14 protein-coding genes are annotated in these 16,281 nt (G+C 69.6%); 6 read left to right on the forward strand and 8 right to left on the reverse strand.

Translation table 11 applies throughout. The features are described from left to right. Positions 1 to 31 precede the first annotated feature (31 nt). Positions 32 to 5,362 (reverse strand): MobF family relaxase, encoded by a 5,331-nt coding sequence (gene mobF / locus QRN56_RS01530; protein WP_285100703.1) that lies wholly within the window; start codon positions 5,360 to 5,362, stop codon positions 32 to 34. A 375-nt stretch (positions 5,363 to 5,737) separates the two neighbouring features. Here mobF and QRN56_RS01535 point away from each other — a divergent pair, with 375 nt between their 5' ends. Together QRN56_RS01535 and QRN56_RS01540 are read left to right on the forward strand one after the other, a co-directional pair. Next, a complete protein-coding gene (locus tag QRN56_RS01535) occupies positions 5,738 to 6,385 on the forward strand; it encodes a hypothetical protein (RefSeq protein ID WP_285100704.1) in 648 nt (215 codons plus the stop codon). 90 nt (positions 6,386 to 6,475) lie between these two features. Beyond that, positions 6,476 to 7,156 (forward strand): hypothetical protein, encoded by a 681-nt coding sequence (locus QRN56_RS01540; protein ID WP_285100705.1) that lies wholly within the window; start codon positions 6,476 to 6,478, stop codon positions 7,154 to 7,156. A 339-nt stretch (positions 7,157 to 7,495) separates the two neighbouring features. Here the strand turns inward: QRN56_RS01540 and QRN56_RS01545 are convergent, their stop codons facing one another. The 3 genes from QRN56_RS01545 to QRN56_RS01555 form a co-directional block, all read right to left on the reverse strand. Continuing rightward, positions 7,496 to 7,879, reverse strand: coding sequence for a hypothetical protein (locus QRN56_RS01545; protein WP_285100706.1), 384 nt, complete (start codon positions 7,877 to 7,879; stop codon positions 7,496 to 7,498). A 123-nt stretch (positions 7,880 to 8,002) separates the two neighbouring features. Beyond that, a complete protein-coding gene (locus QRN56_RS01550; RefSeq protein ID WP_285100707.1) occupies positions 8,003 to 8,254 on the reverse strand; it encodes a hypothetical protein in 252 nt (83 codons plus the stop codon). A gap of 37 nt (positions 8,255 to 8,291) precedes the next feature. Further along, the gene (locus tag QRN56_RS01555; RefSeq protein ID WP_285100708.1) at positions 8,292 to 8,795 is read right to left on the reverse strand and encodes a hypothetical protein; all 504 of its coding nucleotides are present in this window, start codon (positions 8,793 to 8,795) and stop codon (positions 8,292 to 8,294) included. An 87-nt stretch (positions 8,796 to 8,882) separates the two neighbouring features. On the opposite strand from QRN56_RS01555, the gene QRN56_RS01560 reads away from it, so the two are divergent. The 3 genes from QRN56_RS01560 (at position 8,883) to bglS (ending at position 11,614) form a co-directional block, all read left to right on the forward strand. Further along, the gene (locus QRN56_RS01560; protein ID WP_285100709.1) at positions 8,883 to 9,254 is read left to right on the forward strand and encodes a hypothetical protein; all 372 of its coding nucleotides are present in this window, start codon (positions 8,883 to 8,885) and stop codon (positions 9,252 to 9,254) included. Positions 9,255 to 9,447: 193 nt separating this feature from the next. After that, the gene (locus tag QRN56_RS01565; RefSeq protein ID WP_285100710.1) at positions 9,448 to 10,746 is read left to right on the forward strand and encodes a glycoside hydrolase family 6 protein; all 1,299 of its coding nucleotides are present in this window, start codon (positions 9,448 to 9,450) and stop codon (positions 10,744 to 10,746) included. Positions 10,747 to 10,816: 70 nt separating this feature from the next. Further along, a complete protein-coding gene (bglS, locus tag QRN56_RS01570) occupies positions 10,817 to 11,614 on the forward strand; it encodes a beta-glucanase (protein ID WP_285100711.1) in 798 nt (265 codons plus the stop codon). Between the two features lies 1 nt (position 11,615). Here the strand turns inward: bglS and QRN56_RS01575 are convergent, their stop codons facing one another. Further along, entirely contained in the window at positions 11,616 to 12,632 is a 1,017-nt protein-coding gene (locus tag QRN56_RS01575) for a LacI family DNA-binding transcriptional regulator (protein WP_285100712.1), read from the reverse strand. A gap of 149 nt (positions 12,633 to 12,781) precedes the next feature. Here QRN56_RS01575 and QRN56_RS01580 point away from each other — a divergent pair, with 149 nt between their 5' ends. Then, positions 12,782 to 13,033: a hypothetical protein gene (locus QRN56_RS01580; protein ID WP_285100713.1), complete on the forward strand. Its 252-nt coding sequence runs from the start codon at positions 12,782 to 12,784 to the stop codon at positions 13,031 to 13,033. 70 nt (positions 13,034 to 13,103) lie between these two features. Here the strand turns inward: QRN56_RS01580 and QRN56_RS01585 are convergent, their stop codons facing one another. The 3 genes from QRN56_RS01585 to QRN56_RS01595 form a co-directional block, all read right to left on the reverse strand. Continuing rightward, positions 13,104 to 13,646, reverse strand: a complete 543-nt coding sequence (locus QRN56_RS01585; RefSeq protein WP_285100714.1) for a hypothetical protein — start codon at positions 13,644 to 13,646, stop codon at positions 13,104 to 13,106. Then, the gene (locus tag QRN56_RS01590; protein WP_285100715.1) at positions 13,643 to 14,761 is read right to left on the reverse strand and encodes a hypothetical protein; all 1,119 of its coding nucleotides are present in this window, start codon (positions 14,759 to 14,761) and stop codon (positions 13,643 to 13,645) included. The genes QRN56_RS01585 and QRN56_RS01590 overlap by 4 nt, the downstream gene beginning before the upstream one ends. Before the next feature lie 97 nt (positions 14,762 to 14,858). Further along, a complete protein-coding gene (locus QRN56_RS01595; protein ID WP_285100716.1) occupies positions 14,859 to 16,172 on the reverse strand; it encodes an ATP-binding protein in 1,314 nt (437 codons plus the stop codon). Between the last annotated feature and the right edge of the window lie 109 nt (positions 16,173 to 16,281).

Genomic DNA, 16,281 nt, shown 5'->3' on the forward strand with positions numbered 1-16,281 from the left:
CGGTGAGATCTCGGCCGCCGACCGGTCTCGTCTACCAGTGGCCCCGGTCGGTCACCCGGTCGTGTTCCCCCTCGGCGCGGTCGCGGCGAACGCGTTCGTCGGCCTCTCGGCGCATCCGCTCGGCGCTGGCCCGCGCGTCGGCTAGCACGACCGGTACCCGTTCCATCGGCTTCGGGCCAGACCAGGCCACAGGCCGGGCCGCGGACCGGGTTCCGGTGTCGCTGGTGGTGATGGTGTCCAGGGCCCGGTCAGCGATAGCGCGCGCGTCGCCGCGTTCACCCACTCCGCCTTCCGGCCCGAGCGGGTGGACGGGGTCGGTGATCTGGTACCGGTCGCGGTATGCCAGCACCTGCCGCATCGCGGCCATCCACGCCTCGCGTGGGGGGCCGGGTGGGGGCGGTGGGGTGATGCTCTGCATCCACAACTGCGGGTCGGTCAGTGCGTCCTGGACCAGGGTGTCCAGGCGGGCGGCGATCAGGTGGGCGTGCCGCACCAGCCAGGTCCGCACCAACGGGTCGGTCACCACTGGTGCCCACCTGGCGTCGCCCTGGTTGCCGTCGCCTGTAGTCAGGTCGGTCTCGGGGCCGACGTCCTGCTGAACGCCGTCCAGGATCCTCTGAGCGAGGTGGTCGCACAGGATCTCCCGTACCGAGCCGGCGTCGAGCTGGGCGAGGGTCGCGGCACCTGGGGCGTCGCCGACGGTACGGGCAATGTGGTCGACCAGGTCCAGCCACTGCTGTGGTTCGACTCGGTCGTAGAGGTGGTCGACCAGGGCGCGCAGGAGGGAGAGCTGCTGGTCGGGGTGGTCGATGGAGCGGATGTGCTGGAGGTTGGGTTCCATCGCGAACCACACGAGCGGCACCGGCCCGGCCAACGCCGCGGTCAGGGCTTCGGGGTCCTCGAGTGCGACCTGGGCAGGGTCGGCCGGCAGGTCCAGGGCCTGGGCGTGAGCGGCCTCGTGCGGGGTGAGGGCTTCCCAGACGCGAGCGGCGGCGGTGCGCCCGGCGGTGTCGGGGTCCAGGGCGACGATAAGGTCGCTCAGGTCCCGCCCGGTCGCCTTCCGCACGGCTCGGAGGTGCTGCTGGGTGATGCCGGTGCCACCAGCCGCAACCGGCACGACGTCGAAACCGGTCTGCTGGGCAAGGAGGGTTGCGGCGAGGTGGAGCGCAACGTGGTCGGTGGGTCCTTCGACCAGGACCGGCCTCGCGCCTGCTGCCAGGCGGGTGACTGCAGCAGGGTCGAGGCCGTACAGGAGCTCGCCCTTGCGGTAGGCGGCGGTCTCGGGAGTGTTGAGGTACTTCGGCGCCCGGGCATCTCCCGCGCTGGTGTCGGCGGGATTGATCCGGCCGGTCACGCCGACGACGGCCCCGGTCTGGTCGCGGTAGGGGAACACGATCCGGTCGCGGAACTTGTCGATCACCCGCCCGTTCCTGGTCCGCGTCGCGACCCCGGCAGCCACGAGCTGGTCCGAGGTGTAGCCGAGGGTCTGGAGGTGGTCGGTCAGCCCGGTCCACGACGCCGGCGCGACACCGCGCTCGGCGCCCGCCAGGCCGCGGCTGGTCATGTACCGTGTCGCCCACGACTGGGTGGTGTTCTGCCTGGTCCACCAGGCCCAGGCGTGGGCGGTGATCTCCACCACCAGCGCCCGCTCGCGCGCATCCACCAGCCGCTCCCCTAAGCATTCAGAGACGTCGGTGCGTGCGACGGCCTGCCCCTGCTGCCCGGTCGTCGCCATCGGGGCTCCCCCGCGCTCCTCGTCCGACTGGGTCACGGTGGTAGGCGTGGTCGTCTGCGGGGTCGTGGTCCGCTCCCACAGGAGGTTCTGGGTGGTGTCCGGGGCGGTCGTGATCCAGACCGGCAGACCCCGCCCGTCCCCGGCCTTGTCCATGCCGTGGGGTCGAGGCAGGTCGATGCGGTGGTGCAGGACTTTCGCGATTGACTTCGCCCCCGCGAAACCCTCCCCGGACGCGTATCGTAGGACGGTCTCGGGGTCGGTGCCGGCGGCGTCGTGCTGGGACAAGCGCTTGACCAGGGCCGGCCACGCCTCGTCCGCCAACACCACGTTCGCCATCCGCTCCGGGAGCGTGGCGCGTACCGCCTGGGTGAGGCGTGCGATGCGGTCGGGTTCGAGGAAGGCCAGGTAGGCGTCTTCGTACTCAGGGACCATGCGGGCCAGGGAGTGGGCATAGTCCCAGTCGTCCTCGATGACTCGGTGGGCGGACTTCTCCTCGCCGTCACGGTCCAAGGTCGCCTTGAGCGCGTTCAGGACCGCGCGCTCCAGCGCGGGTTGCCGGTGGGGGTCGAGGTCGAGGACGTCGTCGGTCTCCACGTAGACCCGGTTGGAGTCGGCGCCGCGGGTGATGGCGGTGTAGAGCTCGTTGCGGGTCATGCCGACACCGACCATCGCGTGGCAGGTGTCCACGGTCATGCCCTGCACCCGGTGAATCGTCGCCGCGTACCCGAGCTCAACATGCTGAGCGACGTAGTCCACCGGGAGCACGACCGTCGCGCCGGTGTCCAGGTGCCGGGCCTGCAACGCACCGCCACGACCACGGGCGATGACGCGCCACAGGTCACCGTTCCTGACCCAGTCGCGGCCCCGGTCGATGTGCCCGTCGTCGCGCACTGCCCGCAGGTGGCGGTTGTTCAGCCGGGTCACGATCACGTCCCCGACCCCGGCCCTGGTGTCGTCGTGCAGGGTCACGCCGTCGCCCTCGACCTCACCGCGCGCGACACGATGCAGCCGGGCGCGTGCGGACAGGGTGGTGACCAGGGTGTTGGTCGCGGCGATCATGATCGTGGACAGGCCCCGGTCGGAGTCGGTCATCCAGTTCGCGAACATCTCCTCCGCCATCTGCGCCGCCGACCCGCCCAGGGTGCGGTGCCGGGTGACGTAGAAGTCCAGCCCCCGGTGATCCCCATCGCGCAGCTGAAGGGACGCGTCAGCCTCACCCGGGGTGTGGAACCGGTGCACCTGCGTGAGCTCGACCGCCCCGGTCTGCTCGGCGATCAACCGCAGCGCACCGCCGGCAGCGACGGCACCGAGCTGGGCGGGGTCCCCGAGCAGCCGGATGCTGCCGCCGGCTTGTTGGGTGATGGTCAGGACGTGGGCCAGGGAAAGGGTGCCGGCCAGGCTCGCCTCGTCCACCAACACCACCGTCCCCTCCTCGACCGTGAGCCGTTCACGCAGCCGCTCCCCACCCGCGCCCTGGTTCGCGAGGAGGAACATGTCCAGGGTCTCCGCGATGATGTCGTCGCCGAGGTCGGCGCCGAGGACTTCCGCGGCCGCGGCCGACGGCGCGAGCGCGATGACCTTGCCGCCCGACTCCTGGACCGCGACCGCGAGGGCACGCATGGCCGTGGTCTTCCCGGTCCCGGCCGGGCCGATCCCCGCCACCAGGCTCATGCTCGAGGCGAAGGACGCAACCAGGTCCCGCTGCCCCGGGTTCAGGACCCGCCCCGTGTCGACCCGCACGCGCTCGATCGCCCGGTCCACGGCAGCGGGGTCGATGATCAGGCCACCACGTGTGCGGGTGGCGGTCAGGAGCTGGTCCTCGGCCTCCAGGACCGCGAGGGAGGTGTACCTCGTGGAGCCGTGCACGAAGTACACGCTCTCGCCGTCCTTGCGGCGCATCACGTCCGGCGGCTCGTTCACCTCCGGTGCCGACACCTGCAAACTGCCCGCGACCGCGTGCCCGGTGATCGTCGCCGCCACCGCGAGCAGGTCGCTCCCGGTGGGGGCGTGTTCGCGCGCGAGGCGGGTAGCTTCCGCCTGCAGGGTGTACGTCGTCCACGTCGAATGCCGGTCCGCCACGTTCCGCAAACACGCGTCGACCAGGTCACCCTCCGCCAGCACCCCGCGTGCCAGGTCAACGAGCCTTGCCTGACGGGCGGTCGGTGGGCGCCACCGCAGCTGCCGGAACACCCGTGCGCGGGGCCACCGGTGCGCGAGCCGCTCCAGGGCGTCGGTGACATCCTGAGCCGCCCACCGGACGACCCGTCGCCCAGCGAGGTCCTGGGCGACCGCCGGCCACAGGTCCTCCGGCCCGTCGACCACGATCCGATCCATCCCGGGCCGGGGGTGTAGTGCGCTAGTGAGCATCCGCGCGACCCCGTCCGCGCTGCCCAGGACCCGGGCAACGATACCGGCCCACTGCGGGAGACGGTCACGCAGCCCGACCGGGGTGTCCTTGGCCTGGCGGGTGTCGAGGTTGGCCTGCTGCGTCAGCCCGAACGCCGTCTTCGTTCCCGGCTCATGCCCGTGCTTCGCCCGATACTGCGCGCGGAGGGTCTCGTAGGACTCCTCGATCGCCGCCCGACGCCGCGAGAACACATCCCGCAACGCCTTCGGGATCCCGGCGATCTCCCGCACACCCTGCTTGCCCCGACCCCTCGTCTCGGTGTGGAACACGACCCCGAGACGGTCGACCAGAAGCTGTTCGACCCGGGTGTTGTACCGCTCGCTGGCCGCCACCGCCAGGTGGTGCAGGACCCGACCGTCCAACGCCCGCCACCCGCCGTCGACACCACGGACCTTGTTCGAGACCGCGACATGGGTATGCAGGTCCGGGTCCCCCGCCCGGGAGTCCAAGTGGTCGAACGCGACCGCGACCAGGCCATGGGTATCGATCTGCCGCACACCGCCCGCACCCTCCCGCGTCAACGCCCCCTCGGCCTCGATCCACGCCAGCGTGTCCTGCCAGGCGTCGTTGTGCGCCTTCGTGATCGCCTCCCGGGTCGCCGGATCCCCCAGGCCCCACACGACCGAGATGCTCTTGGACGGAGTGAACACCAGGTCATACCCCGCTACCGCCCGACGCGGCTGCTGCCCACGCTTGGCCAGCCACGTGGCGACGTCCGCGTCCGTGACCGTGCCACCGCGCTTGTCGCTCTTCTCCCGTTGCGCCAAGGAGGTCGCGACGTTCCACCGGATCAGGTCCCGCTCTACCCCCGGCTCCGGCGGGCGGTCGTTCTCCCGAGCGAACCGCTCGAACGCGACCTCCAGCCCGGCACGCAAGCCGTCATCGGGCCGGGCTTCGAACGTCGGGAACGCCCGCCCGATCCATCCCGCCCGATCCGCGTCGTGCTCCGACGCGCCACGCGCCAGAGCCTCGAGCTCCAGCCGGGCCGCGTCCGGGTGCCGGCCCAGCCCGAACAACGACTTCATCTGCCTCTCCAATACTTGCCCGGACACCCCGACCTGGTCCAGGCCCGTGCCGACCCACCGGCCCGGCGGGTTGCCGTGCTGCATGTAGTACGCCGTCAACGACATCCCCCGCTCCCGCGGGACATCACCACTGGCGACCTGCTGGGTCAGGTACGTGTACCCGCTACCCGCGCTGAGCACGTGGACCGTCATCATGTGTCCCCCACCTCCTCCCAGGCGCTTGTCGAGCTGTTCCGGGTCGCTTCGGCGACCCCCGCTCACGGCTTGTGCAAGAGGTGTGTGGCCCTCGTCGTAGCGGTCCGCGGGACCCGCAGTCCCGTCGCCCGGCCGCCCACGTCACGCAGCCACGTACGCCGCGCCGCGTCGCCGCTCGCACGTGCGTCGTCACGCGACTGTGCGTCGCCGTCGCTGTTCATCGCGTGCCCTGCTGCCTGGTGCCAGCAGAAACGCAGCGTCGGGCCCCTCTACGAGGCGTAAGCGTCATGCGACGCGGCACTGCACCGAACTGAGGTGAGCGCAACGCCGTTCCACGGTTGACCAGTGGAACCGGTCTGGAACTACGCTCGACGCGTGGGACTACGCGACGTAAACACCCGCCAGGTCGAGGTCCTGCAGTGGATCGCCGACGGATGCCCTCCCGGTGTGATGGACGGGCACACCTACAAGACAGTCGCTCTTGCACTGCAGGGACGTCGGCTCGCGAATGTCTCCCGTAAGGGCGGCACATGGTCCGCCTCGCCGACCGATGCAGGGCGCTACTACCTGAAGCACGGTCGTTTCCCGGACGGGCACTGGCCGGCACGTGGCACGGCCCAGAAGCCCGACGCACACAGCCCTCGACGGCATGTCCCCCCGGCGTCGGAGCGCAGCGTCGAGCACGCGTCTCCAGCCCCTGCGAATGCTCAAGACAGCACTCCCCCACAGGCGAGAGCTGTCGATCCTGCCGCACAGCTCGTGGCAGATGTGGTCGCAGCGGGAGGGTCGCTCATCGTCGACGACGAAGACGGCGCGTACCAGAGGCTTGCGGCTCTCGCGCGGGCGTCGAATCTGGTGCCGACCGGCAAACAGCTCGTGATCGGCTACGGCGGGAACTGGTCGAAGAAGGAGATCTCCCTCGTAGACCGGCCAGCCTGGATGGACGAAGCGCTGCCCAGTGTTCCCGTCGGCCAGATGCTCAGGAGCCCCCACCCGATCGTCGCCGAACTCCGCGCCGACTAGAATAAGCTTCAGTTCTCGAAGGACGCACGGCAGCGCGCACTTCTGATCCTGGACGCCGTCGCCAAAGAGGCTCTACGGCGCGGCTGGACGGTGGCCCGCGCGCAACGTACCGGCACTATCCATGTCGCGGTGCGTGGGCACGGCGTCGACATCATCGTCAAGGAGCGCTCCACCCGTTCAGACCATGTCCTGACTGCGAAGGAGCAGCGCGACAAGGAGCGGTACTCGTGGTCGTACGCCCCAAGGTACGACTTCACACCGACCGGACGTCTGCATCTGGAACTGTCAGGCGGCGGCGCCATCCGACAGGGCACCTTTCAAGACACCAAGACGCAGCAGGTGGAGACCAAGCTGGCGGTCCTGCTCCAGGAGATCGGGCTGCGCGCTGACGCCGCCGACGAGCATGAACGACGGCTCGAACGCGAGAGACAGGCACGAGAGGCGCACTGGGAACGCGTCCGGGCTCGGGCCGCCGTACGGCTCCAGGAGCACCACCAGGCCGAGACCCTCGCGACACAGGTCGACCGGTGGCACCACCATCGCCTGGAAGGCGACTACATCGCCGCCCTGGAGCAGCGCACGAAAGAGCTGGCGGGCGATGAACGCGCCGCGGCCGAGGAGTGGGTCTCGTGGGCCAGACGGCACCACGATTCGTCCGACCCGTTGCAGGGTGCCATCGCCATGCCCGAAGTGGTGCAGCCGACGCCTGACGCACTGGCCCCGTTCATGGAAGGCCTCTCCCCGTATGGTCCGCGGCACCAGTCGTGGTAGCGGGCAGGCCCCCAGGCTGGGCCCTTATGGGCCCTAACTCACCCCTACCTGGCCCCACTTGAGGCCAATCTGGACCACGGATAACCCCACGCGCACCCATTACAGCATTACAATAGGACCAGGTCAGCGGTCATTTTCGACCGGTTGGTCCACATCAACCGAACTCCATGCAGCATGGCTTCCAAACTGATTGCGCGGGTTCGAATTTCTCGCTCGATCAGATTGGGGACTAGGTCAGAAGCCGCCTCCGTCCTTGGACGTCCATGTGACCGCGCAGGCACCGCTCCCTTGGCGATAGGCCGAAGCTTGACGCGGTCACCTTCCGCACGGACCAGGCCACTAGCTGAGGAACTCCTTTGAGTGCTCCTCGTCGAGCACGGACAAGATCGCCTGAGCAGCCTGCCATGCGTTGAACGAGTCTCGCTGGGTAGCGGTCCACAGCAGAGACCAGTAGCCCTTCATCGCCTCGGCGTGACACCGCTCGCGCAGGTCTCCGTTACCGACTGCGACTTCCGACCGTGCGGAGTGGCCCACGACGATCCTGCCGAGAACGTCCAGCGATGGCACTAGGTTGGCTGCCGGGATGGAATTCTCAGCAATGGCCGCGACAATCACCGAGACCACGGCCGGAGCGCACTCAAAGAGGTCACCCTGCGCCTCGATCGCATTCTCCAGGCGCTCGTACGCTCCGTCGCCCGCTAGCTCTTCTTCGAAGAGGAGCATCCGAAGGTCTTCACCTACGCGACCAGCATCACCGCTACCCGCGCGCAAGCTGCGCCACGGGATCAATCGCAGTTGTCTATCCGCGAGCAGCGGGATCACCTGCCCAAGCCATTGCCGACGCGCTCACGCGTTGTGCTCGTTCATCCATTCGCGGACGGCACGGTCGTTGAGCAGCCGGCTGAAGAGTTCGTCACAGGCTGCCGACTCTGCGAGCACCTTCTCGGCGTTCCGGTTGCCTCGTTCACTGTAGTAGACGTGCCAGCCGTCAGGCTCCTGGATGAGACAGTAGGTCTCGTTCTCGTCGCGCCCGATGCTGTACGCGAGTTCTGGAACCTGCCTGCGCTGCAATTCCGCCCGCAGCTCGTCGATCGTCACCAGCCGTTCCCTTCGTCATCCATCGTGGGCGAACCGACTAGGCCTCGACGGCCTCGAGACGAGCGCGCATGTCGTCGCGGCCTGTGGGCAGGTCGTGCGCACGGAGCCAGGCAGCAAGCCGTTCGGGTTCAGCGAGCTTGGCCCGACCCGGCCATCGGTGACACTCGATCGACTCCGGCAGGTCGATCCGAATTACCTCGATCAGCGCGCCCTCGGTGTCGAAGAACTCGATGACAAGGTCACCAGTACACATGCACAACAGGTCAGTGACCCCGCCGACCGCCAGTGAGCTGACCAGCGCCGCCAGGTCGGCCAGGCCCGGGGTGCGGACGACCGGCCCGCGGCGGTGAACAGCCACACGTTTGAGGGTCTCGTCGGCCAGCACGTCCTGATCGGGGTCGACAGCGAAGACGAGGCTGCCGCCCATTCCGACCTCGGCGCGAACAGCTCGCGCCAGACCATGGTCGAGAGCATCGAGGTCGAACGTCGCTGCACCGGAAAAGTGCAGTTCGGAGCCCGGCCTTCGTGCCTTTCTTCCCATGGGACCGAACCTACCGGCACACCAGCCCCGACGAGTCCGGCGCACTTTCGAGGCTCGCAACCGTGGCCAATTCCTACCATGGCGGTCATGGGGACCGACGTCTGGTACTACCTGACCTTCTCGCCCCTTGCCGCGATCATGGTCTGGGCGCCGGTAACCAGCTCTCCGCTGCGGTTCACGGTCGTGGTGGCTCTGTGCACAGTGGGGCTAGCGACGCTCGAAACCCATCACGAGCGAACCGTTGGCGTCAGGATGCGCCGGGCCGGCCGCCGAGGCATCGCAGTTCTGATCGGAGTGGGCGTGGTCTTCCTCGGGCTCATGATCACCTCATTCGCACTCGTCGTCGCGGGCCAGGCGGAGTTGACTCTCCTCTGCGCCGCCATAACTTTCGCGGCGATGTTCTTGGGCGCGCGCCTCTACGACGCGAGCGTGCGCCCCGAAATGACGCCCAGCCACTGACACGCGGGTCCTGCCCAGGTCTCGCTCCGACCGAGCAACCGAACCAAACCGCAACCCTTGACACGCTCCCCCACCTCCCAACACCATGGTCAGACTGGGAGCGCTTCCACAATATTCCAGTTCTGTGCACGTCCCATGCAGCACCGCGACGAACACGCAACGACGCGTTCGCAGAGACCCTGGGAGATCCCTCATGAAACGACCCCGCCGGCTCTTCGCCGCGCTCACCGCGTGCGCGCTCGGCGCAACCCTGCTCAGCAGCGGCGGCGCCACCCCAGCCTGGGCAGCCAACGACGTCCTCGGCCCCGGAACCAAGCTCTACAACAACCCCCAGAGCTCCACGAAGGAAGCGGCGCACGCCCTTCGCGGCCAGGCCAAGCGGGACGCGCTGCTGCTCAGCACGATCCCCAGCTCCACCTGGTTCACGGACGGCAGCCCCGCCGAGGTAAGGAAGGACGTCCATAAGCTGGTGAAGCACACCGGCACCAAAGTCCCCGTGCTGGTCGCGTACAACATCCCGTTCCGCGACTGCGCGCTCTACTCGGCCGGCGGCGCCCGCGACGTCGAGGAGTACAAGGCGTGGATCGACGGCTTCGCTGCGGGCATCGGCCGCGAGGAGGTCGCCGTCGTCCTGGAGCCGGACGGGCTCGGCGTCATCCCCTGGTACACGACGCTGGACGGGCAGCTCGAGAACTGCCGGCCGCCGGAGTACGACCCCGAGACCACCGGCAGGGACGCCGCGGCGGAGCGGTTCGAGATGCTCAACTACGCCGTCGACCGGCTGCAGGAGCTGCCGAACGCCGTCGTGTACCTGGACGGCACGGGCGCGTCCTGGCTGAACGTGGGCGAGTCCGCCGACCGGCTCGTCAAGGCCGGCGTCGAGCGCGCGGACGGGTTCTTCCTGAACGTGTCCAACTACGAGTTCACCGAGAACAGCGTCGCCTACGGCACCTGGATCTCCCAGTGCATCGCTTACGTCACGCAGGTCTCGCCCGGCGACTACGCCGGCTGCGGCAACCAGTACTGGAGCGGCGGCCCGGCGAACGACTGGACCGGCGTGACGCTGTCCAACCAGGGCGTCTGGAGCCCGACGGCGGCAGACCCGGCGCTGAACACCGCGGGCATCGACTCGCGCTACGAGCTGGTGCTGGGCGACGTCGAGCCCACCACCCACTTCGTCGTCGACACCAGCCGCAACGGCCGGGGCGCCTGGGCCGCGCCCGCGGGGGTCTATCCCGACGCCGAGACGTGGTGCAACCCGCCCGACCGCGGACTGGGCCCGCGGCCCACGACCGACACCGGCAACGAGCTCGTCGACGCCCTGCTGTGGATCAAGATTCCCGGCGAGTCCGACGGCGAGTGCTTCCGCGGCCTCGGCGGACCGGAGGACCCCGAGCGCGGCATGGTCGACCCGCCCGCCGGCCAGTGGTTCCCCGAGCAGGCACGAGAGCTCATCGAGCTCGCCCAGCCGCCGCTCGGCGCCCACCACTGACGGCGTCCACCACCAGCCAGGCACAGCAAAAACCAGGCACCACCCACCACGAGTACCAACGGAGGCACGCATGCGATCAACGACGACACAGCACCGCTCCCCCTCCCGACGCCGGCTCCTGGGCCTGGCCCCGGCACTGGCCCTCGGCCTGCTGCTCGGCCTCTCGGCGACACCGGGTCTGACACCCCCTGCCGCCGCGGTCGGCGGCAGCTTCACCGACAACCTCGACACCTACAACACCGGGCGCTGGCACAAGGCCGACGGGTGGACCAACGGCGGGATGTTCAACGCGGGCTGGCGGGCCGACCACGTCTGGCACAACGGCGGCGTCCTGGGCCTGAACCTGGACAACGCCTCCTGCCCGGGCGGCTGCTCGGGCAGGCCGTACGCCTCCGGGGAGTACCGCAGCAACGAGCTGTACTCCTACGGGCGCTTCGAGGTACGGATGAAGGCGGCGTCCGGGTCGGGCATCGTCACGTCGTTCTTCACCTACACCGGGCCGGGCGACGGCCAGCCGTGGGACGAGATCGACGTGGAGATCCTCGGCAAGAACACCCGGCAGATGCAGACCAACTACTTCACCAACGGCGTCGGCGGCCACGAGGCGGTCATCGACCTCGGCTTCGACGCCGCGGCCGGTTACCACGACTACGCCATCGAGTGGTGGAACGGCGGCACGATCAACTGGTTCGTCGACGGGCGCCTCGTCCACCACGAGAACGGCTCGCGCGGCCCGCTCCCGACGCGTCCGCAGCGCATCATGATGAACCTGTGGCCGGGTACCGGCGTCGACGGCTGGCTCGGGCCGTTCAACTACACCGGCCAGCGGACGGCGACCTACGAGTGGGTCAAGTACACGCAGTACTGACCTAGCCCGGCGCGGACGCCCGCACGACCAGGCGGGTCGGCAGGATGACCGGGGTCGGCGACTCCCCACCGATCAGACGCACCAGCATCGTGGCCATCTCCTGACCGAGGCCACGGATCGGCTGGCTGACGGTGGTGAGCGCCGGCTCCGTGTGGCGCGCGATCTCCAGGTCGTCGAAGCCGACCACCGCGACGTCGTCGGGCACGCGGCGGCCCTGCGCCTTCAGGGTGCGCACGGCGCCGGCCGCCATGTTGTCGGAGGCGGCGAAGACGCCGTCGATGTCGGGGTTTACGGCGAGCAGCCGCGTCATCGCCTGGGCGCCGCCCTCGAAGCTGAAGTCGGCGTGCTCGACCATGTCCGAGCCACGTCCAGCCACCGCCATGGCGTCGACGAACCCGTCGTACCGGGCGACGGAGGCCTGCAGGTCCATCGGGCCCGTGATGGTGGCGATGCGGGTGCGCCCGGATCCGAGCAGGTGCTCGGTGGCGAGTCGGGCGCCGCCCCGGTTGTCGACGTCGACGTACCACCGCGCCTCACCGCGCAGCGGCCGGCCACCGAGCACGACCGGCAGCTCGCTCGCCGCCACGAGCCGGTTCAGCGGGTCGTCCCCGCGCAGGGCCATGAGCATCAACCCGTCGGAGCGCCGCGACCGCAGCAGCCGGTCGAGCCGGGCCTGACCGCGCTCCGACGACGCGAGCATCAGCGTCAGGTCCAGCTCCGACCGGTCCAGGGCCCCCGCCACGCCGACGAGCACCTGCGAGAAGAAGGGGTCGCCGAACAGCGCCGGGTCGTCGTCGGAGACGGCGAAGACCACCGACCCGCCCGTGCTCGTCGCCAGGGCGCGGGCCGTCGCGTTCGGGACGTAGCCGAGCTCGGTCGCCGCCCGGGCGACCGCCTCCCGCTTGGCCGGGCTCACGTTGCGGGCGTTGTTCATCGCCCGGGACGCCACCGAACGCGACACTCCGGCCCGCTGCGCGACCTCGTCGAGGGTGGGCACCTTGAGCACGCGGTCGGGCATGCGGCTCAGCCTAGTGCGGGACGTCGCGGCGTCGGCCCGGACGCAACGGGACTTTGGTCCCTGGCGGGGCGGCCGTCACCCGGCGACGCTGGACCAGTGCTCACCGCGACCACGGTGGGGAAGAGACCACCGACCGACGGGACCGAGGCATGAACCGTGCGTGGAAGGCCGCGATGGAGCTGCTCGACGCCGGCGGCATCCGGCGCGACGACCCGGCCACCGCTTTCGACGTCGCGCGCTCCACGCCGACGGGTCCATGGCCGGAGGGCCCCGGGTACCTCGTGCCCGGCGGGGACTACGCGGTCCGTCGGATCATCGAGGAGCTGGCGCGCGCGAGGTCGTTGGCCGATCAGCTGGCCAGCCGGCTGGCGCGAGCTGCCACGCCGTCGTCGCCCGCCTAGCTCTGGGAAGCCGCCAGGATGGCAGCGAGCCGGCCACTCGTGTTGGCAGCTGCGGGCTGGCGATCCGCTGTCAGACTGGTCCGGGAGTTGCCCTTCCAGGCACCACCGTGGTCGTCCCTTCATCAACATCGATGATCGGCAGCTCACGATGAGCCAACGGCACACCACCAACGTTCAGCGTGGCTGATCCACTGACCGGACCGTGCCGGACCCCGAGCACGTGCCCGGACTCCACGACGACGGTTGCGCCGACGATCTGCAACAGCACTTCAACCTCAAGGTTCAGGACAGGCTGCCGCTTGCCGTCCACCGTGGCTTCGACGACCGGCTCCTGCACGGAACGGATCGTGTGTTCGAGCAGGCGCACGGTCTCGCGTTGCCCAGGCACAGCTGACGTGCGCTTCTTGGCATCGAGGACGTCCTGGTGCGCACGCCACGCCTTGAAGGCCAGATTGCCGACAGGCTGGTCGAGCAGGTCGGTGAGCATTCCGGTCGCCTCGGCCGTCCAAGGGACGAAGCCGCCTCCGGACCGCACGGTCTCTGCCAGATCTGAGGTAAGTCGCTGCTGTTCAGCCTGGTCGTTCAGGCCGAGGAGCGACCTCAGCGTGGTCACGGTTCCTCCTTGCGAACGATACCTGTCACGTCGTGCTCCGGACGCATCCGCGCATGGAGCGTGATGGCAGGCCCGCGGTCGTTGCCGACGGTCTGCGCCCACTTGGACTGGATGACCTCCCAGTGGACATTCGGTGATCGCGACCGGGCTCGCTGTCGCGTGAGCAGCAGCGCTGCAACAGCGAGCAGCGCGGCTACGACGACCGCGATCTGCAGCGGGAGCAGCGAGGGAGCCGACGCCGTCTCGGTGGCACCAGCCTCGTCCCCACCCGGCCCCGGTTCGTCGCCTCCTTGTCCCGGAGTCTGTGCCGATGGTGACGTCGATGTCTGTGTGCGGGCCGAGAGATTGTCGAGGATGATGACGGCGTCGGGCAGAAGGGGAGGGCGCAGGTGCACCTCGACGGTCACGATCCGTCCTTCTTCATCTTGCACCGCGACGGGGCGCACGGCGGGCGTCGATGCATCGGTGCGCAGGTCCCCCGTGCCGGCGCTGCCCAGCACGTTCCCCGCGTCGTCACGAGCAACGAGGTTCACCCTCGCGGCGACCTGCTGCACGGAGCCAGGCCTCTCTAGTCCCTCCGCCGTCTCGGGTGTCCCCGATGTTTCCAGGGAGTCAACCTCTCCCTCGACCTCAACATCGGGCGAGAGCTCAGGCCCGGGCGTGGGTGTGTGAGGGGGAGAGGGAGGGGGCTCGGGCGTGGGCGGGAGCTCGGGCTCGGACGGGAGCTCGGACTCGGAAGGGAGCTCGGGCAAGACCAAGAGCCCGACCATCACCTGGACGGATTGCTGCGGGATCGAGAATCGCATCTCAAGGCCCCTGAAACATTCCCCCCTCGCGAAGCATCCTGAGGCAAGGACCCGATGGGGCGACGCCGCCAGCTCGGTCTCAGCAAGGACGACCGCCTTGCCAAGATCGACCCCGGCGTATGCCGCCCCGACAGGGGTCTCCGGCTTCAGGTCGTCGTCGAAGTTCAGAATTATCGTCGCCGGCCCGTCGCCATCGGCGCGGGCACCACCGCCCGTGAACGTCATGCCGAACGCCAGCAGGCTGGCGGAGCACACGAGCGCGACGCCGACACGCACCGCGGCCAGATGGCTGCAAATGGCAAACCGCACCGGCCCACACCTCCTGGATCGAGGTTGCCCCCGTACCCGGAAGGAGCCGAGGCAGACGAACCTGATACCCGGTGCGGATCAACTTCCCCCGACGGATCTACCGCCGCCGCTTCTTGAGGTAGGCGGCCAGCTCGTCGTACGCGCCGGCCTCGTTGCCGTACATCGCGTAGTTCTTCGCGGTTTCCATCCACTCCCCGATGCTGGGTCGCACGGACTTCGCCGCCTCCTGCAGGTGGCGCTGGGTGATCGGCACCACCCGGCCGGACGCCATCGACTCCTCCATCGCCGACTCCGTCGCCTGCTCGCACACCAGCGCCAGGTCGGCCCCGGACATGCCATCCGTCGCCCGGGCGACCTTGACGAGGTCGAGCCGCTCGGTCGGGCGTCCGCGCAGGTGGAGCCGCAGGATCGACTCGCGGCTCTCGACGTCGGGCGGCAGCACCAGCACGGTCCGATCGAACCGCCCCGGCCGGAGGAGCGCCGAGTCGATGTCCCACGGGTGGTTGCTCGCACCAAGCACGAAGAGCCCGTCATTCTCCGTGCTCGCGCCGTCCAGCTCGGACAGCATCTGGTTCACGACGCCCCGCATGGCCGACCCGCCTGCACGGAGGTTCGACCGCTTCTGGCCCAGCGCATCCATCTCGTCGAAGAACAGGACGCACGGCCGGTTCCGGCGTGCTGTCTCGAAGATGCTGCGCAGGTTGCGTTCACTGCTGCCGATCCACATGTCGAGGACGTCGCTCAGGCCGATCTCGTAGAAGCTCGCGCCGAGCTCCCCCGCGAGCGCCCGGGCGATGAACGTCTTGCCGCACCCGGGCGGGCCCCACAGCAGGAGACCGCCGCGCAGCGACTTGCCGAACTCCCTGCTCAGCTCCGGGTTGCGCAGGGGCGTGAGAAACGACTGGTCGAGCCGCTTCTTCACGCTCGCGAGACCGCCGACGTCCGCCAGTGTGACCCCCGCCTGCCCGAGCGTGCCGAGGGCAGGCTCCGCGACGGGCTCGCTGTCGGACCACTGCTCGAGGATCTCGTCGGCGGTGTCGGGGATGGCGGCCGCGGCCCCGTGCGGCGCGTCCGCAGGGGCCGGGACCGGCGTCGGGGCCGTACCTGCGGACGCCGTCGCCGCGGTCGTCCCGGCCGGGGCGACCGGCGGGTCCATGGGATCGAGGGCGTCAGCGAGACGGGCGTAGGACGCCGCCTTGGGGTCGTCCCCGAGCGTGCGTGCGGCGTCGGCTGCGATGCGCAGCGCCTCGACGTGATCCGGTACGGCCGCGAGCACGGCGGTGGCGTGCGTGAGCGCCTCCTCCGGGCGGCCGGCCTCCGTCAGCAGTCTCGCGACGTGTGCGCGCACCGCGTGGTTGGCGGGATCAGCGGTCAGCGCGACGAGCAGTGCGTCGATCACCGGGTGCGTCATGCGCCGAACGGTACCGGATTGGGGCACTTTGACCGGTCGTGCCCGGGCCTCTACGGTGTGCTCGATTCATGCTCGAACCCGAGCCATGACCGTCCTGTGCTGGGGTGGG

The organism is Promicromonospora sp. MEB111 (genome assembly GCF_030209445.1).
Taxonomy (GTDB): Bacteria; Actinomycetota; Actinomycetes; order Actinomycetales; family Cellulomonadaceae; genus Promicromonospora.

Coding starts and splice junctions, on each gene's coding strand:
- QRN56_RS01560 (WP_285100709.1), top strand. CDS start 8,883: ATGGGGACCGACGTCTGGTACTACCTGACCTTCTCGCCCCTTGCCGCG.
- bglS (WP_285100711.1), top strand. CDS start 10,817: ATGCGATCAACGACGACACAGCACCGCTCCCCCTCCCGACGCCGGCTC.
- mobF (WP_285100703.1), bottom strand. CDS start 5,362: ATGATGACGGTCCACGTGCTCAGCGCGGGTAGCGGGTACACGTACCTG.
- QRN56_RS01565 (WP_285100710.1), top strand. CDS start 9,448: ATGAAACGACCCCGCCGGCTCTTCGCCGCGCTCACCGCGTGCGCGCTC.
- QRN56_RS01545 (WP_285100706.1), bottom strand. CDS start 7,879: ATGCTCCTCTTCGAAGAAGAGCTAGCGGGCGACGGAGCGTACGAGCGC.
- QRN56_RS01555 (WP_285100708.1), bottom strand. CDS start 8,795: ATGGGAAGAAAGGCACGAAGGCCGGGCTCCGAACTGCACTTTTCCGGT.
- QRN56_RS01575 (WP_285100712.1), bottom strand. CDS start 12,632: ATGCCCGACCGCGTGCTCAAGGTGCCCACCCTCGACGAGGTCGCGCAG.
- QRN56_RS01580 (WP_285100713.1), top strand. CDS start 12,782: ATGAACCGTGCGTGGAAGGCCGCGATGGAGCTGCTCGACGCCGGCGGC.
- QRN56_RS01595 (WP_285100716.1), bottom strand. CDS start 16,172: ATGACGCACCCGGTGATCGACGCACTGCTCGTCGCGCTGACCGCTGAT.